The sequence below is a fragment of the Mycobacterium kubicae genome (assembly GCF_015689175.1).
In the GTDB taxonomy this organism is placed as follows: Bacteria; Actinomycetota; Actinomycetes; order Mycobacteriales; family Mycobacteriaceae; genus Mycobacterium; species Mycobacterium kubicae.
On the sequence record NZ_CP065047.1, the window covers coordinates 5,382,688 to 5,406,234 of the forward strand.

23 protein-coding genes and 1 tRNA gene are annotated in these 23,547 nt (G+C 66.7%); 6 read left to right on the top strand and 18 right to left on the bottom strand.

All coding sequences use genetic code 11. The features are described from left to right. Nucleotides 1-3: 3 nt before the first annotated feature. Together I2456_RS25150 and phoP are read right to left on the bottom strand one after the other, a co-directional pair. Entirely contained in the window at nucleotides 4-1,449 is a 1,446-nt protein-coding gene (locus I2456_RS25150; RefSeq protein WP_068026030.1) for a sensor histidine kinase, read from the bottom strand. Between the two features lie 25 nt (nucleotides 1,450-1,474). Continuing rightward, entirely contained in the window at nucleotides 1,475-2,197 is a 723-nt protein-coding gene (phoP, locus tag I2456_RS25155) for a two-component system response regulator PhoP (RefSeq protein ID WP_068026126.1), read from the bottom strand. Between the two features lie 162 nt (nucleotides 2,198-2,359). Here phoP and I2456_RS25160 point away from each other — a divergent pair, with 162 nt between their 5' ends. From I2456_RS25160 to I2456_RS25170, 3 genes are all read left to right on the top strand, one after another. After that, the gene (locus I2456_RS25160) at nucleotides 2,360-3,088 is read left to right on the top strand and encodes a hypothetical protein (RefSeq protein WP_068026016.1); all 729 of its coding nucleotides are present in this window, start codon (nucleotides 2,360-2,362) and stop codon (nucleotides 3,086-3,088) included. A 27-nt stretch (nucleotides 3,089-3,115) separates the two neighbouring features. Further along, nucleotides 3,116-3,190: transfer RNA gene (locus I2456_RS25165), tRNA-Thr, on the top strand. Nucleotides 3,191-4,004: 814 nt separating this feature from the next. Then, entirely contained in the window at nucleotides 4,005-4,958 is a 954-nt protein-coding gene (locus I2456_RS25170) for an alpha/beta fold hydrolase (protein WP_085074961.1), read from the top strand. A gap of 17 nt (nucleotides 4,959-4,975) precedes the next feature. Here the strand turns inward: I2456_RS25170 and I2456_RS25175 are convergent, their stop codons facing one another. From I2456_RS25175 to I2456_RS25220, 10 genes are all read right to left on the bottom strand, one after another. After that, nucleotides 4,976-5,755: an enoyl-CoA hydratase gene (locus tag I2456_RS25175; protein ID WP_085074960.1), complete on the bottom strand. Its 780-nt coding sequence runs from the start codon at nucleotides 5,753-5,755 to the stop codon at nucleotides 4,976-4,978. Further along, entirely contained in the window at nucleotides 5,752-7,377 is a 1,626-nt protein-coding gene (locus I2456_RS25180) for a PE domain-containing protein (protein ID WP_085074959.1), read from the bottom strand. The genes I2456_RS25175 and I2456_RS25180 overlap by 4 nt, the downstream gene beginning before the upstream one ends. Before the next feature lie 110 nt (nucleotides 7,378-7,487). Further along, complete coding sequence (locus I2456_RS28805; protein ID WP_174814209.1) at nucleotides 7,488-8,399, bottom strand: MAP_0585 family protein; 912 nt, start codon at nucleotides 8,397-8,399, stop codon at nucleotides 7,488-7,490. A gap of 40 nt (nucleotides 8,400-8,439) precedes the next feature. Then, a complete protein-coding gene (locus I2456_RS25190) occupies nucleotides 8,440-8,907 on the bottom strand; it encodes a lipoprotein LpqH (protein WP_068026119.1) in 468 nt (155 codons plus the stop codon). A 229-nt stretch (nucleotides 8,908-9,136) separates the two neighbouring features. Beyond that, nucleotides 9,137-10,003 carry an alpha/beta fold hydrolase gene (locus tag I2456_RS25195; RefSeq protein WP_174814250.1) on the bottom strand — a complete coding sequence of 289 codons (867 nt, stop codon included), beginning with the start codon at nucleotides 10,001-10,003 and terminating at the stop codon, nucleotides 9,137-9,139. A 72-nt stretch (nucleotides 10,004-10,075) separates the two neighbouring features. Then, nucleotides 10,076-10,243, bottom strand: a complete 168-nt coding sequence (locus tag I2456_RS25200) for a hypothetical protein (RefSeq protein WP_165605685.1) — start codon at nucleotides 10,241-10,243, stop codon at nucleotides 10,076-10,078. A 21-nt stretch (nucleotides 10,244-10,264) separates the two neighbouring features. Then, entirely contained in the window at nucleotides 10,265-10,414 is a 150-nt protein-coding gene (locus I2456_RS25205; RefSeq protein ID WP_163703871.1) for a hypothetical protein, read from the bottom strand. 92 nt (nucleotides 10,415-10,506) lie between these two features. After that, on the bottom strand, nucleotides 10,507-12,672 hold the full coding sequence (locus tag I2456_RS25210; protein ID WP_205880189.1) for a serine/threonine-protein kinase: 2,166 nt from the start codon (nucleotides 12,670-12,672) through the stop codon (nucleotides 10,507-10,509). A 106-nt stretch (nucleotides 12,673-12,778) separates the two neighbouring features. Next, on the bottom strand, nucleotides 12,779-13,468 hold the full coding sequence (locus I2456_RS25215; RefSeq protein WP_085072626.1) for a GAP family protein: 690 nt from the start codon (nucleotides 13,466-13,468) through the stop codon (nucleotides 12,779-12,781). A 22-nt stretch (nucleotides 13,469-13,490) separates the two neighbouring features. Next, nucleotides 13,491-14,186 carry a GAP family protein gene (locus tag I2456_RS25220; protein ID WP_085072625.1) on the bottom strand — a complete coding sequence of 232 codons (696 nt, stop codon included), beginning with the start codon at nucleotides 14,184-14,186 and terminating at the stop codon, nucleotides 13,491-13,493. Nucleotides 14,187-14,354: 168 nt separating this feature from the next. Here I2456_RS25220 and I2456_RS25225 point away from each other — a divergent pair, with 168 nt between their 5' ends. Then, nucleotides 14,355-15,767, top strand: a complete 1,413-nt coding sequence (locus I2456_RS25225) for an amidohydrolase family protein (RefSeq protein ID WP_085072624.1) — start codon at nucleotides 14,355-14,357, stop codon at nucleotides 15,765-15,767. Between the two features lie 100 nt (nucleotides 15,768-15,867). Here the strand turns inward: I2456_RS25225 and I2456_RS25230 are convergent, their stop codons facing one another. Further along, entirely contained in the window at nucleotides 15,868-17,016 is a 1,149-nt protein-coding gene (locus tag I2456_RS25230) for a TDT family transporter (RefSeq protein ID WP_085072623.1), read from the bottom strand. An 89-nt stretch (nucleotides 17,017-17,105) separates the two neighbouring features. On the opposite strand from I2456_RS25230, the gene I2456_RS25235 reads away from it, so the two are divergent. After that, on the top strand, nucleotides 17,106-17,348 hold the full coding sequence (locus I2456_RS25235; RefSeq protein WP_068163996.1) for a hypothetical protein: 243 nt from the start codon (nucleotides 17,106-17,108) through the stop codon (nucleotides 17,346-17,348). A gap of 15 nt (nucleotides 17,349-17,363) precedes the next feature. On the opposite strand, the gene I2456_RS25240 is transcribed toward I2456_RS25235, so the two are convergent. Next, nucleotides 17,364-18,089, bottom strand: a complete 726-nt coding sequence (locus tag I2456_RS25240) for a DUF2510 domain-containing protein (protein ID WP_139822972.1) — start codon at nucleotides 18,087-18,089, stop codon at nucleotides 17,364-17,366. Between the two features lie 50 nt (nucleotides 18,090-18,139). Next, nucleotides 18,140-18,811, bottom strand: a complete 672-nt coding sequence (locus tag I2456_RS25245) for an LppP/LprE family lipoprotein (RefSeq protein WP_085072621.1) — start codon at nucleotides 18,809-18,811, stop codon at nucleotides 18,140-18,142. 245 nt (nucleotides 18,812-19,056) lie between these two features. Here I2456_RS25245 and I2456_RS25250 point away from each other — a divergent pair, with 245 nt between their 5' ends. Further along, on the top strand, nucleotides 19,057-20,601 hold the full coding sequence (locus I2456_RS25250) for an LCP family protein (protein WP_068164001.1): 1,545 nt from the start codon (nucleotides 19,057-19,059) through the stop codon (nucleotides 20,599-20,601). Here the strand turns inward: I2456_RS25250 and I2456_RS25255 are convergent. From I2456_RS25255 to I2456_RS25265, 3 genes are all read right to left on the bottom strand, one after another. After that, the gene (locus tag I2456_RS25255; protein ID WP_068025940.1) at nucleotides 20,598-21,383 is read right to left on the bottom strand and encodes an SDR family NAD(P)-dependent oxidoreductase; all 786 of its coding nucleotides are present in this window, start codon (nucleotides 21,381-21,383) and stop codon (nucleotides 20,598-20,600) included. The two genes, I2456_RS25250 and I2456_RS25255, sit on opposite strands and share 4 nt — an antisense overlap. Before the next feature lies 1 nt (nucleotide 21,384). Then, nucleotides 21,385-22,221, bottom strand: a complete 837-nt coding sequence (locus I2456_RS25260; RefSeq protein WP_085072620.1) for an SDR family oxidoreductase — start codon at nucleotides 22,219-22,221, stop codon at nucleotides 21,385-21,387. Nucleotides 22,222-22,504: 283 nt separating this feature from the next. Beyond that, the gene (locus I2456_RS25265; RefSeq protein ID WP_068025934.1) at nucleotides 22,505-23,440 is read right to left on the bottom strand and encodes an enoyl-CoA hydratase; all 936 of its coding nucleotides are present in this window, start codon (nucleotides 23,438-23,440) and stop codon (nucleotides 22,505-22,507) included. Between the last annotated feature and the right edge of the window lie 107 nt (nucleotides 23,441-23,547).

A 23,547-nucleotide genomic window follows, 5' to 3' on the forward strand; every position in this document is an offset into this window, starting at 1 on the left:
CGCTCAGCTGACCGGCTCACCCACCTGAGCGGCCACATCGCTCACCCGCGGCAGCGTGACGCGGAAGCAGCAGCCTTCGCCGGGCGCCGTGGTGACCGTGACCGCCCCGCCGTGGGCTTTGACCAGCGAGTCGACGATCGACAGTCCGAGGCCGGTGCCGCCGCTGGCCCGGGCGCGCGACGAGTCGGTGCGATAGAAGCGCTCGAACACCCGTGACGCGTCTTCCTGGCTCATACCGGGCCCTTTGTCCGCCACTTCGAGCACGGCGTCGTCGTCGGAGGTGCCGACCCGCACGGTGACGTCAGCGCTGGTCGGAGTGTGCTGTAAAGCGTTGGCGATCAGGTTGCTGAGCACTTGGCGGATGCGTGGTTCGTCGCCGAGCACTTCGGGGGTGCCGGGGCCGTCGAGCACTTCCAGGGTGACGGTGCGTTTCGGGTCGATCGCTCGGGCGTCGTGAACGGCGTCGCTGGCCAGCGCCAGCAGATCCACCCGATTGCGTTCCAGCGGACGCTGCACGTCCAGGCGCGCCAGCATCAGCAGATCGTCGACCAGCAAACCCATCCGGCTGGCTTCGCTTTCGATGCGCGAAAGCAGCATGGCGACGTCGCGCGCGGCGCCCTGTCGATACAACTCAGCGAAGCCGCGGATGGTGGTCAGCGGGGTGCGCAATTCATGGCTGGCGTCGGTGATGAATCGGCGCATCCGGTCCTCGGAGCCGCGCGCCTTTTCCGCCGACGACTCCGACGACGCCAACGCTTGCTGTATCTGTGCCAGCATGCCGTTGAGCGCCAAGGAAAGTCGGCCCACTTCGGTGTGCGGATCGCGTTCGGGTACGCGGCGGTCGAGCTGGCCGGCCGCGATGGCCGCGGCGGTTTGTTCGACTTCTGACAGCGGCTTCAAGCTGCGCTGCACCACCCCGTAACCGACCAGTCCGACCACCACCAGCACCGCCGCACCGATGCCCACCTGCAACCAGACCAGCGATCTGACCGTGTGCTGGACGTCGGACAAGTCGATGGCGACGGTAGTCAGGCCACCCTGCGGCCCGCGGATGGTGACCGCGCGCCACTGAATGTCGGAACCGTTGACTGAGGACAGGGTCGTCGGGTTGGGGCCGACGTCGTTGTCCATCGGCAGCGCGGGCTCGGCGTTGCGGTCGTTGATGGCGGTCATGGTGTGGCCATCGGGGCTGATGCCGCGCACGTAGAACTTCGACGGCGGGCGCGCCGGGTCCGGGCCTTCGGCGTTGGTCAGCGAATGCTTCCACGGCGACTGCGCCCAAGTGCGCGAGGCGTCGAGCAGCGTGGAATCGACCCGGTTGACCAGGCTGTGCCGCAGGATCGAGGTGACCGCGACGCCGGAGGCCAGCAGGCCGCACAGCACCAGCAGCAGGGTGGCCGCGACCAGGCCCACCCGCAGCGGGATTCCCCGTGATCGGCGTCTGGTCATGCTGCTACCTAGTCGACAGCCGCGCTCATCGCGGCTCCCGCAACACATAACCCACCCCGCGCAGCGTGTGCAGCAGCCGCTTCTCGCCGGTGTCGATCTTGCGGCGCAGGTAGGACACGTAGGACTCGACGACGTTGACGTCGCCGCCGAAGTCGTAGCGCCAGACGTGGTCCAGGATCTTCGGCTTGCTCAGCACGGTGCCGGCGTTGATCACGAAGTAGCGCAACAAGGTGAACTCGGTGGGTGACAGCGACACCGGCTGGCCGGCTTTCCAGACCTCGTGGGTTTCCTCGTCGAGTTCGATGTCGGCGAACGTCAGGCGCGCATTGCGCGGTTCGGCGCCGCCCTTACCCGCGCGCCGCAGGATCACCCGCAGCCGGGCCACCACCTCTTCCAGGCTGAACGGCTTGGTCACATAGTCGTCGCCGCCCAACGTCAGCCCGGCGATCTTGTCCTGCAGGGAGTCGCGTGCGGTGAGGAACAACGCCGGGGCGTCGATGCCGTCGGCGCGCAGTCGGCGTAGCACCCCGAAGCCGTCCATTCCGGGCATCATCACGTCGAGAATCACCGCGTCCGGTCGGGCTTCGCGGGCCCGATCGAGCGCCTGGGCGCCGTTGGTCGCCGTGTAGACCTCGAAGCCCTGAAATTTGAGGCTGACCGACAGCAGTTCGACAATGTTGGCCTCGTCGTCGACGACGAGCACGCGTGCCTCCGGTGCGGCGCTCTGCGCTGAGGTTCCTGTCGTCATGACACCCACTCTCCCGACGAGTGGCTGAACATTTGCTGAACAATCATTGTGTACTTCCTGAAAGCTCGTTGCGAGTAGTCTGCAAGTAGTCTGCCAGGAATCCTTGGAACAGCTTGGACCCGTACCGAAAAAATCAGGCCGCGCCGCGAATAGACTCGCAGGATGAACCTCGGCAAGAACCTCGTGGCCTTGGCCACGGCGCCCGCTCGGACCGGCCTGGCGGCCGCAGAAGTGAGCCTCAACTTCGCGGGTGCGGCCGTGGGCCTGGCCAAGAAGGCGCTCGGTGACACCAGCGGTCCGCGCGGATCGAACGCGATGGCCAATATGCTCGGGCTCGATGACACTCTCGCGCGGGCGAACCGGCTGGCTCGGTTGCTGGACGAGGACATGCCGCTGGGACGGGCGATAGCCGCCGACGGTCCGATGGACCGGCTGCTGCGCCCCGGCGGCTTGGTGGATCAGCTGACCCAGCCCGGCGGTTTGCTCGACCGCTTGACCGCCGAGGGTGGTGGGCTGGAGCGTGCGCTGGCTCCGGGCGGGGTGGCCGATCAGTTGTTGGCCCCCGACGGGCTGATCGAGCGGGTGCTGGCCGAGGATGGGTTGGCCGACAAGTTGCTCGCCGAGGGTGGCCTGGTCGACAAACTGACCGCCAAGAACGGTCCGCTGGAGCAGTTGGCCGACGTGGCGGACACGCTGGCTCGCCTGGCCCCCGGCATGGAGGCGCTCGAACCGGCCATCGCCACGCTGCAGGAGGCGGTCATCGCGCTGACCATGGTGGTCAACCCGCTGAGCAACATCGCCGACCGCATCCCGCTGCCCGGCCGGCGAGTGGCGCGCCGATCGACGACGCGGCCGGTGCGGTCCCAGCGCATCATCGACGGCGAGCCATGAGCCGTTAGGCTGGCAGCGGTTCTTCCGGCCTCCTTAGCTCAGTGGTAGAGCACTCGCCTTGTAAGCGAGCGGTCGTCAGTTCAATCCTGACAGGGGGCTCCACCTTTCGCATGACCTCGGCTCATGCCTACATTTCGTTTCGGCGTTGGCGTCACACCTGACTTCGTCGACGGACCCTGCGTGCTCGATTCCGCACCACCACATAGAGTCTGGCGAGTTCGAAGAACATGACGCAATCATGACAGTCCAGACGCGTGAGCAGCCGGTACACACGCGGGTTGCCGGTGCAACGTCTGCATAACGGCCGAGTGCCCTTGTGAGCGAGACGATTCGAGCGTCGATGCGGACCTGTCCAAAACCACACGTGCCGACGGGCGGCGGCTATAACATTGCCGTCTAGCCGTTTCGGGCCGCGACTAGGCAACAGTCAATCAACGGAGATTGGTCGATGCCATGAAGAAAACCGCAAGGAATCGGACGGCTAAGGTGCTGGTATCGCTGCTCATCGCGGCGGCCGCACCCACGATATCGGCGTGTACCGCCGGCTTGGGCTTGGGTGGCCAGGTTGGTACCCCGCCAGTTTCGTGCCCCAACGGGGATTGTCCCGCGCCCTAGGCCGCTCCTCGCCTCCCTCGGGTAAGTGGGGGGTGAAGCTGTACTTGCGAGAGTCGCGCACAAGGCGATGAAGATGGCGGCTTCCCGGGCGATCGATGACCGTTAACCATTGGTCGTGCCCGGGCAGTCGCCATCGATACCGAGCACATTCGCCGACTTCACCGCGCGCGGGTATGAGCTCACCGATTCGGTGCCGCTGGGAGGGCCTCAAAAAAGTCCCAAGAATTTTCCAAGCCAGGCGCCACAGACTTCACTTCGTCAACGATCCCCGTTAACAACGAAGTGACAGAGCAGGCGCATCATGACCAACCTCCACACGATCAACTTGCACGGTGACCGTGTCGCATACCGCGACGAGGGCGCGGGCGAGGTGCTGCTGCTGATTCACGGCATGGGCGGCAACTCGAACAACTGGCGCAAGATGATCCCGGTCCTGTCCAAGAACTATCGCGTCATCGCCCCAGACCTCCTGGGCCACGGCCAAACCGACAAGCCGCGCGGTGACTACTCGTTGGGTGCTTTCGCAGTGTGGTTGCGTGACTTCCTGGACGCCCTCGGTATCCCCCGCGTCACGGTCATCGGCCACTCCCTGGGCGGCGGAATCGCGATGCAGTTCACCCATCAGCACCGCGACTACTGCGAGCGGCTGATCCTGCTCAGCAGCGGTGGCCTCGGCGGCGAAGTGAACCGTGCGTTGCGGCTCTGCTCCCTGCCCGGCTCCGAATTCGTGCTGCAGGTGGCCGCGTCGAAGCCGGTAATCACTGCCCGCAAGGCGCTTTCGGCCATCAAGTCCGCCGACCGGGATCTGAGCGAACATTGGGAAGCCCACACCGCCCTGGCCAACCCGGAGAACCGGCAGGCGTTTCTGCGCACGCTGCGCGCCGTCGTCGACCGTCGCGGTCAGGCAGTCTGCGCACTCAATCGCCTGCACGCCAACGGCAATGTGCCGGTGATGATCATCAGCGGAGACCAGGATCGCGTGATACCCATTGCCCACGCCTACGCGGCGCACCAGGCGATGCCCCACAGCCGCCTGCACATCCTGCCCGGCGTCTCGCACCACCCGCACACCGAACAGCCCGAGGCGGTGGCCAGCCTCATCGACGACTTCATTGGCACCGAGGCTCGCACGCTTGGTGCAGCGGACTCGCGACGCACCGGCATGCGGTCTGAGGCGATGATGCAGCGGATGGGCTCGGCACGCTCGCGGCACCTGCACCTGGTCCGGATGCCCGACGAATCCCGTTGCGGCTGAACCGATTCGAACCGCGATTAGGTTCGGGTGCCCTTGCGGGAAAGGAACGCCCGCATGTGCTGCTGCGGCTCTCCGGTCAAAAACGCCAGGCCGAACTGCTCGACGCTGTCTTCGATCGCCGAGTGGACCGTCATATCGAACCACTTGTTGAGCAGACGCTTCTGTTGCCGCACGGCGTGCGGGCCAAAGCCGCTCAGCCGGGCAGCCAATTCACCAATCCGAGCGTCCAACCCATCGGCCGCGACGACCTCGTGCACCAACCCCCAGGCCGCGGCGGTATCAGCGTCGATGGTCTCCCCGGTCAGTAACAACCACGCCGAGTGCGAGGCCCCGATCAGCGCCGGCAGCAACGCCGAGTGAATGACCGACGGGATGCCCACGGCCACCTCCGGCATGCCGAACTTGGCGCCCGATTCGGCGATCCGCAGATCACAACACGCGGCGACTTCCAGACCCCCGCCCAGACACCAGCCCGCCAGGCGCGCAATGACGGGTACCGGACAGGCCCGGATCGCCTCGCACAATCCGGCGAGGCGGCGAATGAACACCTCGCCACTGGACTGATCGAGGGTCACCATCTCGTTGATGTCGGCGCCCCCGATAAACGCCTTCTCTCCCGACCCGCGCAACACCACCACCCGCACGTCGGCGTCTTGGCTCACCGCGCCGAACGCATCGGTCAATGCGGTGATCGCCGGGCTGCCAACGATATTCAGCGTTTTGGAGTTGACCAACTCGATGGTGACCACACCGCCGTCACGATTCAGTTCGACGAACGGGCCAGCCGTCGGGCTCATACGCCAACCAGGTCGTGGGCTACCGCGGCGGGAAAGTGAACGATCGCGGCGCCGACCTGGTCGACCCCGTCGCGCACTGTGCTCAGAATGGTGGTCGGATCACCGCTGAACAAGGACGCGCCGATGTCGTAAGCCGCATACTGCGGCGCCGTGATCAGGTTGCGTACGTCGACGAACAGCTTGGTCGGCAACGACGCCGGCCCGACGGGTATGCCGTCCCAGCTGACCAGGTTCCAGCCGCCCGCCGGATCGCCCTGCACCACGACCGTGCCGACGTTGGGCAGCACCGGATGGGTGAGCATGAGCCAGAAGTCGGGATTGTTGACGTTCATCATCGTCCCGGCCTCGATGGTGAATGCGCTGGAATACGCGACCGAGGTATTACTGGGGACCGGGTGGGCCAGGGCATTGCCGTAGATCGTCTCCATCGCGCTGGTGAAACCGCGGTTGAAGACTATCCCGTTGATGTCGGTGGAACCGGGGGCCAGCATCGGGAAGAGCGGAAAGCCCAGCGTCCACGCCACCGGTCCGACCAGATACAGCAAGCCGGCCGGGCTGATCTGCGGCAGACCGTCGAAATAGCCGGCACTGATCTCGTTGAGCCCCGGCAACACACCGAAGGAGTTGGTCAGCGCCGCGGCGGTCTGCTGCGTTCTGATCAACTCCGAGGCGAAGACACCGGCGTAGTCGCTACTGGGCCCGAAGGCGTTCGCGATGGCCTGCGCCTGGGCTATGCCCAGTTGATCGAGCGGCAATCCCGGGATGGCGGTGTCTATCCAGCCCGCGGCGTTCGCCGCCGTCTGGCCGTGCCGGACGAAGTCGATGATGATCGACTGCCCAGTACCGCCGGTGCCGGTGCCGGTGCCCCCGGTTCCCAGGAGCCAGCCACCCCGCCCGGTGGGCGCCGCCCCCGCACCGAGGCCGCCGTCGCCGAACAGGAGGGCCTGGCCACCGGCGCCTCCTAGGCCGCCGGGACCGCCCGGGCCGCCATTGCCCATCAACCACCCGCCGGCGCCACCCATGCCGCCGGTTCCACCGCCGAAACCGGCTCCGCCCGGGCCACCGTTGCCGATCAGTCCGGCATTGCCGCCGTTGCCCCCGGCTGCGGTCCCCCCGGTGGGGCTGTATCCGGCACCGCCATCGCCGAACAGCAATCCTCCGGCGCCGCCGGTGGGCGTGGCCGCCGTTCCTGCGGCGCCATTGCCGATCAACGCGCGCCCGAACAGGACGTTGGTCGGTGTGTTGATGATCGGGTCGAGCACCTGGCCGAGTGGACTGGTGATCCACGCTTGACCCGCGGTGTGCACCGGACCGTAAACCCAGCTCTGGAAACCCGCGGCGATGGTGGCCTCGGTACCGGCGTACGACGCCGCCGCCGCACTCAAGGCACCCACGAACTGCTCGTGATATGCCGCCGCCTGCGCAGCCGCCAGCTGATACTCCTGCGCATGCGAGCCGAACAGGGTCGCGATGGCGGCGGAGACCTCGTCCGCGGCCGCGGCTAGGACCCCGGTCGTCGGAAGCGCTGCAACCAGATTGGTGGCGCTGACCGCGGAGCCGATCTGGGCTACCTCGGTGGCAACGCTCTCCAAAATGGCCGGCGCCACGAGCACAGCTGACATCGGCGACCCCCAGTGATATGGCGTAAAGCCATCATGGAGGCGAACACCGGAAAAATGGCAGGAATTGCGCCAATGTCCGGTCGGCCGTGTCGGGCCGGATCAGTAGTGCGTCAGTACAGAGGCACCCAGACTCCGAAGAACCAGTAACCCCAACCGCCGTACTGCCAGTTGAAGACCGGGAAGACGGTGAAAGTGTTGTAGTTGAACCGGCCGAAGTCGTTCCGCGCGTAGCCCAGGTCACGCGGCGCGCCGTAGTACGGGCGGTTCCAGCCACCGGGAGGCGGCGGGCCGTTCCAGCCACCGGGAGGCGGTGGGCCGTACCAGTTTGGCGGCGGGTGGCCGGGAGCCGGGCCGTCGTTCCAGCCCCAGCCCCGCTGCGGCGGTGGCGGTGGCGCGCCCCGGCCGGGATAGGCGAAGCCGTAAGCGTCGGTGGGGCCGCCGAACTGGTTGCTGGCGCGCTCCAGGTTCGCCCGCGGGATGTATGGCGGGTGCGGCGGCTGCGTCGGCTGCGCGTTGATGATCACGTTAATCTGCACGGCCGCCGCCGAAGAGGTGGTAGTCGTCGTCTGCCCAGCGGGGGTGGTGGTCGACCCGGCGCTCGGTGACGTGGTGCTCTGTCCGGCCGGGGTGGTGGTCTGCCCGCTCGGCGAGGTGGTGGTTCCGGCCGACTCGGTGGTGGTCTGAACGCTCGACGTGGTCGTCTGCGAGGAGGGCGTGGTCGTCTGCGGTGCCGTCGTGGTGGGCGGTGCCGTCGTCGTCGGCGCGGCCGTCGTGGTCTGCGGTGCCGCGGTGGTGGTCTGGGGTGCGGCGCTCGTGGTCTGCGGTGCCGCCGTGGTCGCGGGTGCAGTGGTCTGCGGAGCCGTCGGGCTCTGCGCCGTAGGCGGCGCCGGGCTTGCCGACGTTTCGGGCGCCAACGGAATCGGCGGGCTCATCGGAGCCGAGTTGGCCGACGGATCCAGCGTCAAAGCGGCGACGACACTGGCCGCGACCGCTGCTGCGCTGACGACACGTTTCATGGGCATTGCTGCGTCCCCTCCTGGGCTTGGCCTCGACGTACTGCCGCTACGGGCAGGTCACGCTCATCTCGAAGGACTTGGTCACCGACTTCGGCTGGTCCGGGTTGCTCATGTCGACACCTGACGCGGTGCCTTTGATGCCGTACGCCTTGCCGTCCACCGCGGCTCCGGCGTTGGTGCCCTGATTGGGCGCGGCGTCAGAGAAGCCCAGCGTGATGCCGTTGACGTTGCCGAGTCCGACCGAATGCACGATGGGCGGGTTGTCGGTGCTGACCACCGCGCCGACACCGTTGGCCACATCACCGATTCCGATATTGATGGTGTTGCCCGACGTCGTGCATGTCACCGGACCGGAGACGTTGACCTGCTGACCGTCGACAACGACCTTCGGAGCGGGTGCACCTGCCGACGGAGCTCCCTGCGACCCCTGGTCGGACTTCTTGCTGGAACAACCGGCGCACGCCCCCACGACCACAGCCGCGCTGACCACACCGACCAAAACCCCACGCTTCACCACTGCTTTGCTTGTCACTGGTGTCGCTCACCCTTCGTGTCGTCGTCCCGCCCGCCGAGCACACAATTTCTCCGCGGGTACCCAACGGCCGAGAAGTGCAAACCGACTCGGGCAACTCAGTGTGCTGTACCGACCGCTGGGAGGCAAGGTGGTCGCCATGACGGTCAACGGGTAGGGCGACGTGAACATCAGTGAGAGATCGGTTTGCCACGGGTGTTGATCAGGCTTCTCACCGGTTGGCATGGCGCTCAAGGAAATTCAGCACGGCCTCGGCGAAGATGTCGTTACGGTCGCCGGCGACCATGTGGCCCGCGCCGCGGACGTCGGTGAACTCCACCTGCGGGAACCGGGCGAGGAATTCGTCGGCGCTGTTCTGGCTGACCAAGTCGCTCATCTGGCCGCGAATGAGCAGCATCGGCACACCGTCGCGCAGGATCCGTTCGACAGCGGCATACATCCGATCCACATCGGTGACCTCGATCGGCGGGAATGCCGCTGTGCCGCTGATGAACTGCGGATCCCAGTGCCAATACCACCGATCACCGCGCCGGCGCAGGTTGGTGGTCAGGCCTTGCAGATCGGTGGGCCGCGGGCGATGCGGGTTGTATTCGGCGATCGCGTCAGCGACCTCTTCCAGCGAGCCGAATCCGGACTTGACGCGGTCGGCCATGAAGGCATGTATCCGGTTGGCACCGGACTGGTTCATGTTGGGCACGATGTCGACCAGTACGACCGCGCTCGCGATGCCCGGTGAGCGCTCCCCCGCCAACAGCATCGAGGTGAAGCCCCCCAGCGATGCGCCGACCAGCACCGGTTCCGGCGGCAGGTCATGCAGCACTTCATGCACGTCCGCGGCGAAGCTGGCGACCCGGTAGTCACCGTCGCTCGACCAGTCCGATTCGCCGTGTCCCCGCAAGTCCACGGTGACCGCCTGCCACCCACGCTTGGCCACGGCGGCCGCCGCGCGTCCCCACGAGCGCCGGGTCTGCCCGCCCCCGTGCAGGAACACCACCGCTCGCGATTGCGGATCACCGAGTCGATCCGCCACGATGCGGACACCGCCGGTCGCGTGGGTGACAAACGGTTGCGCCGCCATGGCGTCAGTGGCCATCAGCAAATACTAGGGCGTTACACAACCGGGTCCGGTCGTTGCGTGCCGGAGCCGGGTTTAGGCCCCCCGGGAACCGCTGCCGGACCCGAAGAATCCGGAGACCCGCCGACCGATCCGGCTCAGGAAGCTACCACCCTGTCCCTGGGTCTCGTTGATTCGGTTGAGCGTTTGTTCGCCCTCTTTCGCGTAGTCCTTGACCGATTCGTCGCCTTCTTCAGCGCGCATGTCCGCCTCCGTTCTCGTCTGTTATTCCGGGGTCACCCGCTGCGGCGGTTCGGCCGGCGTGAGCCGTTCCGGCGGCTCGGCCGGCGTCAACCGCTCGGGTGTTTCGGAGGGCGTCAACCGCTCCGGCGATTCTCCGGGTGTACCTCGTTCCGGCGTTTGGGGATCTGTCACGATCACTCCTGTGTTCGGGTTCCAGGCTGCCTACCCCTCGAGCCTGGGGTCCCAAACAGTCAGCGACCGCGGTCACTCCCGCGCGTACTGCGTCAGCCTCCGGAACGGGTGAATTTCATTTCGTAGTTGCCCCCCTTGCAGGAGCTTCCCGTCTCGTCTTTGAAGCCGCTGCCGGTGAGCACCGCGATCGGGTCGTGCGGCGGCTCCGGTAGCGGGAAGGTGCCGTTGATCTTGACGTGGGAGGTGCCGCCCGCCGGGCAGGCGGCGTCGTATTCGTCGTCGCGGGTCCACTCGTTGTTGGCGAATTGCAGTAGTTGGGTGCCGCTGGTGCCGTTGCGGACGAATCGGCTCAGGCACCGGTCACCGGTGCGCAGACAGATGGTGTCGACGTTGTAGTCGCCCTCCTGTGGCTTGGGCGCACCGGGACCGGAGTAGGTCGTCACCTGGTGATAAAAGCCGTGCAGGCCTTGGGCCGGGGAGACGACGCGCGTCGGCTGGTCGGCCGGGTTGCCCAGGCTGGCGACATTGGCGTCACCGGTGCGGGTGAAGGTGACCTTGCGTTTGCTGTAGCAGGCGAGGGAGTCGGTGATCCACTCGCCGTCCATGCTGCCGTCGGCTCGGGGCTGCAGCCAGACGTAGTTCCACTTCTCGATGGACTTGTCGTTGCACTTCCCCCCTTCCAGGATCACCGCGATCCAGCGCCCACGGACGTCATCGAGGATGAGGTTCGGCGTGTGGTTGTAACGGCCGGATTGGCGCGAGGCGGTGGCCACGCAGCCGTTGCTGCCACAGCTTGACCGGAAGACCCAGGTTTCCTTGTCCGGCGGTTCCGAATTCGGCACTTCCTGACCCGCCAGGGACAGCTTGGGGCCGAAGTCGGCGGTGTACTCGCCGGTGAACGGTCCGGAGTTGTCCGGTGCGGCATTGGGCTCGGTAGTTGACGGCTGGTGTGACGCGTCCCCACCACCGCCGCCGGTCAGCAGCACGGCGGCGACGACGCCGATGACCGTCAGCACCGCGGCGCCGCTGAGCAACATGACCGCTAGGCGGCGTCTTTTGGGTTTCGCCGGGGGCGCATCCTGGCGGGGGGCCGGCGCATCCTGCCGTGGGGCCGGCGGCGCTGGCCAGGGGGCCTGGCCGCGAGCCTCGCTGGACGCCGCGAACAGGTTGGGATCGGTGTTGGGGCGCATCACGGTCGGGTCGGTGTTGGGCGCGTGCTGCGTCGCGTCGACCGATGGTTGGCGCATGGTCGGATCGGTCGACGACGGCACTGGCTTCGCCGCGAGCGGCCGTGGCTGCGGCGGAGGCGACGCGACCGGCTGGGGCGGCGGGCCTGGGGTCGGCGGGCCTGAAGGCGGCGGGGGCGGCGGGCTGGGCGGCGCCTGCCGTGGCCCCCACCCGGTGTTGCGTTGCGCGGGTTGGGGCCGGCGCACGGGGATCGGCCGCGTTCCGGTGATCGCGTCTCGTGCGGCCGCGGCCATTTGGGTGACCGTGGCGTAGCGCTGCGCGGGGTTTTTGGCCATTGCGGTGGCGACCACGGTGTCGAACTCGCGCGGCACGCCGCGACGATGCGCCGACGGCCGAGGCGGCGGCAGCGAGAGATGGCCGCCGATCTGCTGCTCGAGGCTGTCCCCAGGGAAAGGCTGGTTGCCGGTGAGGCATTCGTAGAACACACAGCCCAACGCGTAGGTGTCGCCGCGTGGGTCGGTCTGGCCGGTGGTCAGCCGCTCCGGGGCCATGTACGCCCACGTGCCGATCACATTGCCGGTACCGGTCATCCGCGAGCTTCCTGCCGCCCGGGCGATGCCGAAGTCGATCAGGTAGGCGAAGTCGTCTTCGGTCACCAAGATGTTGGACGGTTTGACGTCGCGGTGGACCAGCCCGATTCGGTGGGCGGCGCGCAGCGCCGAGGCCACCTGTTCGATGATCTTCACCGTTCGCTCCGGGTCCAGCGGGCCGTCGGCGATGATGGCGCCCAGGTCTCGGCCGTGGACCAGGCGCATGTCGACATAGAGCCGGCCGTCGATCTCACCGAAGTTGTGGATCGGTACCACGTGGGGTTCGTTGAGGCCGGCCGCCGCCAGCGCTTCCCGACGGAACCGCTGCTCGAACACTGGGTCATTGGCCAGGTTCGCCGGCAGCACTTTCACGGCGACCACGCGTTGCGTCTCGGTGTCGTAGGCGCGCCACACCTCGCCCATGCCACCGCGTCCCAGCAACGCGATCAGCCGGTAGCGGCCGAACGGCGTACCTTCCACTCCGCCCCCCTCAGCGAGAGTTCAGTGAATATCCAGCAAATAACAATAGAGCTGCGCGAGCGAACGCGGCAGCCTTTGTCTCGATGAACACCATCAGGCCGAACGGCTACAGTGCGCGGATTCCGTTATAGACGACCATCAAGCCGATCAAGATCAACACCACGGCCACCAGGGCCGCGCTGTTCTCTTCCATCCATATTTTGAGCCGGGTCAATGAATCGTCCAGGCGCTCACCGGCGCCGGCGTACGCGACGATCGGGATGCCGACGGTGGAGGCGGCAACCACAACGAAGAACGCGGCCGAGATCCAGCCGGCGGCCACACCGAGGCCGCTGGTGCCGATGGCCAATCCGGCGACCGCGCAGACGATCAACACCTCGGGCCGCACCAAGGCCAACACCACTCCGGTCAGCCCGGCGCGAATGGGAGTGAGCCGGCTGAATGTGTTCATCCACGCCGGCGCATGCGTCTGGCTGCGGCGGGTCAACCACCGGATGATGCCGAATGCGATCAGCGCCGCACCGAATCCCACCCGCAACCAGGACGCCCACGTCGGCGGCGTCTTGGACAGGTCGCCGAGCATGTCGGAAGCGCCGACGAAGACCGCAGTCAGCGCGGCCAGGCCCAGAAGCCAGCCGCCGAGGAAGGACAAGCTGCTCGGGCGCGGCCGCGGCGCGTGGAGCACCAGAATCGCCGGCAGTACGGTCACCGGCGACAGGGCGATCACCATTGCGAGTGCGGCCAGCCTGGCCAGGATCGAACCCCATGTTGCTGCCACGGGCGGTAATTCTCGCATTCCGCCGCAACCGCAGCCGATCTCATGGCTTGAGGGCGGAAATTCCGTTGTAGAGCACCATCAGACCGATCAGGACCAAAACAGCTGCCAGCATCGCCGCGTTGTTCTTGTCCATCCAATCCTTGAGCCGGGTAAGCGAATCCTCCAAGCGATCTCCGGCGCTGGCGTAGGCCAGAATCGGAATCGCTGCCGTCGACGCGCAGACGATGACGAAGACGGCCGCGCAGATCCACTTCCCGCCGACCCCGAGCCCACTGGTGCCGATGTCCAAGCCGGCCGCCAGGCACACCACCAGCACCTCGAGCCGAACCACCACCAGCAACGCGCCCGTGATCCCGGCGCGCGTCGGGGTAATGGTGGTGAACGACCGCATCCAGCGCGGTGACTCGGTGTGGCTGCGGCGGGTGAACCACCGGTAGATGCCGAACAAGATGAGGACGGACCCGAGTACCACACGCAGCCACGAGGCCCAGGTAGGCGGCGCCTTGTGCAGTCCGCCGAGCAGCCCGGACGCGGTGACGAAGATGGCAGTCAATGCGGTCAACCCGAGCAGCCAGCCGCCGAGAAAGGCCAGTCCGCTCGGCCGCGGTCGCGGCGCACGCAACACCAAAACGGCGGGGATGATCGTCAACGGAGAGACCGCGACCACCAAGGCCAGCGGAATGAGACGGGTCAGCACCGAGCCCCAATTTCCTGTCACGGGCAGCAATCTTCGCATCGAAACAACACGCTGGCCGGCAAACACGGTCCACTTGAGAGAAAAAGGAAATCATTTGAGCCGGCTCGTGCAATGATCCGCCCTCATGGGAGGAGCGACGCCGCCTCGCTATCTCGTGGCGATCCTGTTGTTCGTCGTGCCGCTCCACAACACCTAGGGAGTCCTCACATGCCACGCCAGGTCCACCTGGGACACGTCTTCCATCTCACCGGCACGCCTCTGGTCACCGACGCGGCCAGCGCCCTGGTCTCGATTCCCGACGGGGCGTTGGTGATTGACGACGACGGACGCATCGTTTTCTGCGGCGCACGCGGTGACATCCCGGCCGACTACCGATCGGCGGCGGTATCCGATCACCGGCCGGGCTTTCTGCTGCCCGGCTTCGTCGACACCCACGTGCACTTCCCGCAGACCTACGCCGGTGATTCCTACGGAGGCGGACAGCTGCTGGAGTGGCTGACGATGTGCATGTACCCGTCCGAATCCCGTTATGCCGGTGCAGTTTTCGCCCAGCGCGCGGCGGTCGAGTACTGCAACCGGCGGGTAGCCGCGGGAACCACCGCCGCGATGGTGTTCGGTTCGGCGTTCCCGCACGCCCAGGACGCACTGTTCAGCGAGACGCAGCGACGTGGCTTGCGGATCGTCAGCGGCCGCGGTATTCAGACGACCGGACCCGACGCAGCAGCGCCGCTGATCACCTCCGAAGACGACGCCATCCGATTGGTCCGCGAAGAGATCGACAAATGGCACGCGGCTGACACCGGTGACGTCAAGACCGCGCTGCTGCATGTCGCGGTGGTCCCCCGCTTCTCGTTGGCGGTGACCACACAGACGTTGAAAGCCCTTGGCGAACTGTATGATTCGGTGCGCGACCGCGGCGTCTACTTCCACAGTCACCTGAACGAGAACAACCGCCCAGGCACCGGTGAAGTCGACGAAACCAAAGAGGCATACCGGGTCAATTCCTACCTGGACACCTACGACGGGAAGTTCCTGCCGGGTTCGACCGTCGGCGGATCTTCCTTGCTGGGGCGGCGCAGCATCATGGCGCACTCGGTGCACTGCCAAGACGCGGAGTTGTCACGAATGGCCGAGACGGGCACGTCGGTGTCGCATTGCCCTGTGTCGCAACAGTTCCTGGGATCGGGCACCATGCCGTGGCTGCGGACGGTGGCCTCGGGGGTGAACATCGCGGCCGGGACCGACTTCGGCGGCGGCGACGAGTGGTTGATCCCGCAGGTGCTCGGCGCCGCGTTCAAGGTGCACATCTCCGAACCGGGCGCGGCCGGAGTGTCCATGCATCCGGCCGAACTGCTCTTCCTCGGCACCCTGGGCGGGGCGCGCGCACTGGATATGGAAGACCGGTTCGGGAACTTCGACGTCGGCAAAGAGGCCGACTTCGTCGTCGTCGACCCAAGGCGCACACCGGCGTTGGAGGCGTCGCTGACCTACGGCGTGCGATCGGCAGATCCGGTGATGGCGCATGACCAGACACTGTTCGGTCTGCTGATGGGCATCCGGGAGACGTCCATCGCCGAGACCTACGTGCGGGGACGACGCTTGGCGGCCACGCCCGAGTGACGCCCGAGGGTGCATTCACGGCGTCGGGCGTGCAGCGGCGCCGGTATCTGAACGCAAATGTCGCCCTCCGTGCACCCGCACCGCCCGGAACGCACACCGGCTACGAACGCAGCGGGTCCTTGGTCGCCTTGATCGGCTGTTCGCTGGGCGGCGCAAACAGGTTGCCGCGCAAGCTGCCTCGCGCCGTGCGGGCCGTGACCAGCAGCCAGGTCAGCAGCAGGCCGGCATAGGCGATGCCCGCGGCCACCTTGAACAGCGGCAGGTGGGTGTGCGCGGCGAGTTGAGCGGTGCCGGTCACGAAGGTACCGACCGGGAAGGTCAGACTCCACCAGGTCAGTGCGAACGGCATTCCGCGCCGCAGCGTGCGGATGGTGAGGGACGTGGCCAGCGCGATCCACAACACCGCAAAACCCCACACCGGAACGCCGAAGATCACCGCGAATGCGTTCATGTCTTCGGCGACTTCGTAATCCACCGCCGGTTTGGCGGCGGCTCCCAACAGGCCAGCGGCAGTAGTGGATTGGCCCAAGGGCCCCAACACGATCCACAGCGTGGGTACTCGTGTCGATCCGGAGGTGCCGTAGAGGACCAGCCTGCTCCAGATCATGGCGATGATGTTCAGCGAGGCCAGCAACGACAACCCGAACATCGCGTAGCAGCCGTAGAGCATGGTCTCGCGACCGGTGCCAGCGACCATATGCGGGATCAGCAGTGCGCCGGTCGCGGCCGACACCATGGGCGGCACCACCGGCATCAGCCAGCCACCGAACGCTGCATCCGGTTCCACCTGGTGCTGGGTGAACATCAGGTACGGGATGGAGACGGCGGTGAACAGTCCACCCAGCGTGCCCAGCGTCCACAACACCCAGTCCAGGTCGACGGCAACCCGGTGGCCGATGAGGTCCCCGCCTACCAGCACCGCCCCCGCGCCCACGGTCAGCAGCGCCATCGGGGCTGCCCCGTAGAAGTGGGCCATCTGCGGGTTGCGGGCGTGCCGGCGGGCCACGGTGGGATGGCGCAACCAATGGCCACCGACCAACACGATCAGCACTATCAATAGGACCGCGGCGATCACCCAGACCGCTTCGGTGAAGGCCCGCAACCCGAGTATGTGGACGGGCAGGGTGGCACCGGCGATGGCGACGATCCCGGTGCCCATGACCGAGGCGAACCAGTTGGGCCCGATATTGCCCAAGACCTCGACGCGGGTATGCGGCGGCGGTTCGTCGCCCGGTATTACGGTGGCCATCGGTGACAGACCCTACTGCTGTCGAGGGCTTCGACGCAGACGGTCGCATACACTCCGGTGATCCCTCCCCGGAAAAAGGAGGTGCGCTGGTGAAGAGGCCGCCACTGATAATCGGCGTCGCGGTCCTGCTCGTGATCGCTGCGCTCGCTGTGCCGATCAAGCAGCGATGCGGCGCGCCCGGCCGCACATGTGCCACCGCGGTCGATGCCGACGGCAACATTCACTACTACTACGAACTCGAACCGCTCGCCGTTTTCGTCGCCGAACAGGCGCTGGGTTGCGACATCCCGATCTACTACAGCTCCGGCGAGGAGGTCGTGAAGGCCCGCTGAACCCCGTCCGGTGTGCTACCCGCGGCAGGTCTGCGCCGCGTAGCGCACCGTCGTGGTCGACGGCGTATTGAATTGCGCGTTGAGGGTGAGCTGCGGGTTCACCGCTTGCTCGGGTACGCCCAGGCGGTTGAGTTCCAGAAAGATCTGCACGGTGTCGGGGGCGGTCCGTCGCGCATTGGTGTCCCGGTCCGGACGCATACTGGCCTCACCCGAGTTGCCGACGAGTGTGCCGTTGATGGCCAGGTCATCGGTGTCCTGCTCAGGACCCAGCTCGACGAACTTCGTGCCGTTGTTGGCGATGCTGTAGTTCAGGATGTAGCCGACGAAGCCGGTGGCGCGGGTGCCGGTGGGCGATGGCGGCAGAGGTTGGGCGAATCGGACGACCAGTTCCAGCACGCCGCCCCGGGGATGTCTGACGTCGACGGACGACACGGTGATGTTCGGCGGCGGCTTGGGGCCGTCCTGCGTTTGGCAGGTGAGTCGCTTAGGCAGCCGCGCCCAGCTGTCAAGCGTCGGCTTGGTCCAGATGGCAAAGCCGACGCCAATCACCGTCAGTGCCAACGCAATCGGGATGACCAGCCGCAGTACCGCAGGCACCTGGACCCAGCGCTGCCGCCAACTTCCCGCATGCCGGCCCACTCCGGTGCGGCGGTGCGAAGTCCACTGCCCGCCGTCCCAATAACGTTGGCCCGCTGACCCGTCCGGATCGGCATACCATCCTGCCGGCGGCGAAGTCGGCACGGTCACGCTCCGTTCTGCATTCGAGTCAGGTCATTCGGGGCCGGCGACGATCATGGCGGGGAGTCCGGCGCCTCCGGTAGCGGATCGAGGGTGGTAACCCGATCGCCTTGCCACTGGAAGCCGACGGTGGTCAAGGTGCCGTCCTGGCAAGCGTCGCAGCTTTGCCGCGAGCGGTAGGTGAGCACGACGATGCTGTCGGTGGATGCCGGCTTCTCGATCTGGGTGAAGGAAAACGCCTTGGGCGTCGCGGTCTGGACGAAGGTTCCGCGATGGAACAGCAGCACCTGATCGGGTGAGCTGCGCGTCGCGTCCTGCACGGTCAGCACCACCGCGGACAGGTCCGCGCAGGGGTTGTAGGCGCTGGACTCCGGCGCCGGGTTCCAGGGCTTACCGGTTTTGGTGTCGGGTGCGATCTTGGCCAACGCCGCCGATACGGCGGTCGCCTCGTCCGGGCCGCACGGACCGGCAGGGGCAGCGCCGGCCGGGGTGGTGGTGGCCGACGTCGTCGTGGCGGGCGCCGAGGCCGCAGCAGGCTCCCGATCGCCGCGGGTGAGGAAGGCCGCGGTCACCACACCGACGCAGACGACGATGACCGATCCGGCCACCAACCACACAGTGCGCGCAGACCAGGGCTGCGTCGACGGTGGTGCGGTGGTGTCGACATCGTCGATCGGCTGATACGCCGGCGGAGGCCAGTCCGGGTCGACCTCGTCAGAACCCATGGATGTCACAGACCTCTTTCGATACCGTCTCAACCGCGCAGCCGACTCGGCGCACTGTAGCCAGAAAGTGCTGGTCGCGGCGGCGCCGTGCGCGCGGAGACGCGGGCGAATCGGCCCACTGGGGTTTTCTCGATTGGGGGCTTCACAGCAAGCTACCGCATACTAGACCGCATGCAACAAGCGACATCACCGCAAACCGCCGGCCGGGCGTCGGCAGGTTTGCTGGTGGTTCGTCGGGACAGGTGATGGCGCGCTCGGGCGGTGCGCACCGCCTTCGCGCTCGCCGCGAGCCGTCCCGGGTTCGCAAAGGCGTGACCCGCGGCTTCATGACGCTGGTGTCGCTGGTTGCCGTGGGTATGACGGGAGCCGGGTACTACGTCGCGCACGGCGCGCTGGGCGGCATCACCATTTCCCAGGCCCTGACTCCGGAAGATCCACGGTCCAGCGGCAACAACATGAACATCTTGCTCATCGGCCTGGATTCACGAAAAGACCAGGAAGGCAACGACCTGCCCTGGTCGGTGTTAAAACAGTTGCACGCAGGGGACTCCGACGACGGCGGCTACAACACCAACACCCTGATACTCGTGCACGTCGGGGCCGACGGCAAAGTGGTCGCCTTCTCCATTCCCCGCGATGACTGGGTTTCCTTCAACGGTGTCCCGGGATACAACCACATCAAGATCAAAGAGGCGTACGGGCTGACCAAACAGTACGTCGCGCAGCGCCTGGCCAACGAGGGCGTCAGTAGCCAACGGGAACTGGAGATGCGCGGCCGCGAAGCCGGCCGGGCCGCTACGTTGCGCGCGGTGCGGGCGTTGACCGGCGTCCCGATCGACTACTTCGCCGAGGTCAACTTGGCCGGTTTCTACGACATGGCCCAAACTCTGGGCGGCGTCGAGGTGTGCCTCAATCACCCGGTCTACGACTCGTATTCGGGTGCGGATTTTCCGGCCGGACGGCAGCGGTTGAACGCCTCTCAAGCGCTGGCTTTCGTCCGCCAGCGCCATGGCCTGGAGAACGGAGACCTCGACCGCACGCACCGCCAGCAGGCCTTCCTGTCGTCGGTCATGCACGACCTGCAGGATTCGGGCACCTTCACCAACCTGGACCGGCTCAACAGCCTGATGGCGGTGGCGCGCAAAGACGTTGTCCTGTCGGCCGGGTGGGACGAGGGGCTGTTCCGCCGGATGGGCGAATTGGCCGGCGGGAGCGTGGAATTCCGGACCCTGCCGGTGGTGCGTTACGACAACATCGACGGCCTGGACGTCAACATCGTCGACCCGGCGGCGATCAAGGCAGAGATCGCGGCGGCGATCGGTACCGCCCCGCCCACCTCGGCCCCCACGACGACGGTCGCCAAGCCCAGTCCCAACACCGTCGTCGACGTCATCAACGCCGGCAGCATCAGCGGCATGGCGACGCAGGTGTCCACCGCCCTGCGCAAGCAGGGTTTCACCGCGGGCACGGTCCGCGACCGCAACTCAGGGGATCCGTCGACCACCACTGTTCAGTACGGTCCCGGGGCGCAGACCGACGCCCAGAACGTGGCCAACCTGCTCAGCATCGACTCCCCGGCACAACTCAACTCGAACCTGGAACCCGGTCATGTCCGGGTGGTGGTGGACACCAACTTCGCGCTGCCGGAGGCGGAAGAAACCACAACCACCACGACGACCACCACGACGAGCAAGCCGAACACCTACTACTACAACGGCACCACGACCACCTATCCGACGCCGGATGAAGGCAAGCCGGTGACCGGCGGCGGGGTGCCCTGCGTCAACTAGGCGTGCGTGCCCCCGTCGATGCGGATCTCGGTGCCGGTGATGAAGGCGCCGTCCTCGGACAACAGCATGGCGATGACGCCGGCGACCACTGCCGGGTCGGCCATCCCGGTGCCGCTGGACTGCACCGTGGTGGGCAGGATCGGCATCAGCCGGGTGAACAACTTCCAGTCGGCGTCGTGCGGGATGTAGCCGCCGGTGGCATCGGTGATGCCGGACTTGATGCTGCCCGGCGCCACGCACACCGCACGTAATCCCCGGCCGGCGTATTCCAGCGCGAGGGAGTGGGTGAAGGCCTGCACCCCGCCCTTGCTCGCGGCATAGGCCGCCATGTACGGATGCGCGAACGACGCCGAGGTGGAGCTGAAGTTGACGATGGCGCTGCGCGGATTGTCCAGCAGCGACGGCAGCGCCTCGCGAACCACCAGAAAAGTGCCGGTGAGATTGACGGCGATGATCTGGTTCCACTGTTCGCTGCTGGTCTGATGGGTGTGCGCGGCACGCAACATGCCGGCGGCGTTGACCAGCGAATCCAGCCCGCCGAGGATCTCGACGGCGGAGCGCACGCCGTCGACGACGGTCTGCTCGTCGGCGACGTCCATTCGCAGTGCGGTGAACCGGTCAGCGCCCTCCTGCGCGCGCGCCCCGGTGGCCTCGAGGCCGTCGGTAGCGATGTCGGCGCCCACCACCGAGGCGCCCTCGGCCAACAACCGCAACGCGGTGGCCTGACCGATGCCCGACCCGGCGCCGGTCACCAGGATGCGCTGGCCCTCCAGCCGCTGCATCTCACACCACTCCGCGTAACGCGTCGGCACCGAACATCTGCTCCATCATCGAGGAGTAGTCGGGGCCGCGCCGCAAGATGAGGCCGCCGTCGACGTTGATGCATTGGCCGGTGATCCAGTTGGCGGCGTCGCTGAGCAAGAACAGGGCAAGGTTGGCGACGTCCTCCACCTCGCCCACCCGGGGCAGCGGGGTGCACAGGGCGTAGTCGCCGCTGATCTCCGGCGACTGGATCACGCTCGCTTCGACCAGATCGGTGCGAATCAGGCCGGGACGAATGCTGTTGACCCGCACCCATGATGGCCCGAGTTCGTCGGCGGCCAACTGCATCATGTGGTCGATGGCCGACTTGGTGACACCGTAAGGGCCGAACCAGCGGTGGGTGTTGCTGGCCGCAATGGACGAGATCCCGACGAACGAGCCGCCACCGCCACGCACCAGTTCCCGTGCGGCGTGCTTGAGCACGTACATGGTGCCGTTGACATTGAGGTCGACGGTGCGCCGCCACGCTTCGGAGTCGGTATGGGTGATCGGGCCGACGGTCAGCGACCCACCGGCGCAGTGCACCGTCCCATGCAGCCGGCCATGCCATGCCGTCGCGGCGTCGACCGCGCGGGTCACCTCGTCCTCGTTGGTGACGTCGGTCGGCTCGTAACGGACCGCGCCGCCGTTGGCGGCCAACGGCTCGAGGTCTTTGACCGCGGAGGCCAACCGGTCGGGATTGCGGCCGACGATCATGACGGAGGCTCCGGCCGCGACCAGACCGGCTGCCACCCCCTTGCCGATACCGCTGCCACCGCCGGTGATCAGGTAGGTGCGGTCCTGAAAAGTAAGCTGCACTGCTTGCCCCTCACGGAAAGAAACTGAAACAGGTTCTAGCCATCGAACCATGCGGGGGAACCGGGCGGCACCGCCGTCCTGACCCGACTAGCTGCACACGATCGCCCAGGGAGTCACACCAGCATCATGCGTCGCTGACTCGGGGGAGTGACGATTTGCCCGCCTCACAGCGACAACGCGGGGCGACGGGCGCGCGGGTCCTCATTTGTCGCTGGGAGGCGGGCAAATCAGACACCTCCCGGTCGAGAGGCGGGTGTGACAGCTGTGACTCAGGGCCTCCGCGCTAGGGCGTGTCGCGCCGCGCCACCTTCGTCGGCTTGGCGGTGCGCCAATCCTCGACGTCAGGCGGCAAACCGACGGGGAACCTGTTCTCGTTGTGCGCCGCCCAGTGGGCGTGACCGAGCTCGTGGACGTGGAAGGCGTGCCGCAGCGCCTCGGTGAACCCCATGGCATCGGAGGCGGCATTGACCGACGCCTTCACCAGTAGGGAAGCCATGGTGGGCCGCTCGGCGATGCGCCGCGCGAACTCCAGCGTCTTGTCCGCCAGCTCGTCGACCGGAAACACCTTGGACACCATGCCCAATCGGTAAGCCTCGTCTGCGTCCAGCGAATCACCGGTCAGCAGCAGCTCTTTGGCCTTACGCGGCCCGAATTCCCAAGGGTGGGCATAGTATTCGACCCCGGGCATGCCCAGCCGGACCGCCACGACGTCGCTGAACTTGGCGTTGTCGGCGGCCACGATCAAGTCACACGCCCAGATCAGCATCAGACCGGCCGAGATCGCGTTGCCCTGCACCTGAGCGATCGTGATCTTGCGTAGATCCCGCCAGCGGCAGGTGTTTTCGAAGAAGAAGTGCCATTCCTGGTGATACAGCTTCTCGATGATCGGCTCCAGAGTGGCGCCGTGCGAGCGGAAGGTCGGATGCTGGGTGGGGCCGGGTTTGCGCTCCAGCATCGCCTCCTCGGATCCCAGATCGTGGCCGGCGGAGAAGTTCTTGCCCCGCGCCGCCAGGATCACCACCCGCACGGTGTCATCGGCCTCGGCGCGCAGGAACGCCTCGTCCAGCTGGACAAGCAGCGTGCGGTTCTGGGCGTTGTGGGCGTCGGGCCGGTTCAACCAGATTCGGGCGATGCGTCCCTCGTCCAGCGTTTCGTAGGACACCATTTCGGGGCGGTCAGCGTTGCCGGTTTGAGCATCGGCCGCATCGGAGAGTGTCATACCGCCCACCTGCCTTGGTCGTCGCGCCTGGGAGCATCGTTCCGTTACACATTACGGCCCGTGTGTAAGAGCACCTTGCCTGGGTTGCCGCAGCGACCAGGCCAGGT